Here is a 242-nt window from a genome sequence, read left to right as displayed (position 1 = left end):
CCTGTTATAGGATCAAGCCTTACGGGCAATTAGTATCAGTTAGCTTAACGCATTACTGCGCTTCCACACCTGACCTATCAACGTCCTGGTCTCGAACGACCCTTCAAGGGGATCTAGTCCCCGGGGACGTCTCATCTTGAGGCGAGTTTCCCGCTTAGATGCTTTCAGCGGTTATCTCTTCCGAACATAGCTACCCGGCGATGCGACTGGCGTCACAACCGGTACACCAGAGGTTCGTCCAC

The 242-nt window shown here is 53.3% G+C and carries 1 rRNA gene; it reads right to left on the bottom strand.

Features of this window, described 5'->3' with window-relative positions:
* Nucleotides 1–8: 8 nt before the first annotated feature.
* A 23S ribosomal RNA gene (locus tag AB4Y44_RS42890) occupies nucleotides 9–242 on the bottom strand; the annotation flags it as partial.

Origin of the sequence: Paraburkholderia sp. BR10937 (assembly GCF_040965695.1) — a bacterium.
Taxonomy (GTDB): domain Bacteria; phylum Pseudomonadota; class Gammaproteobacteria; order Burkholderiales; family Burkholderiaceae; genus Paraburkholderia.
This window is presented reverse-complemented; position numbering and strand designations above follow the sequence as displayed.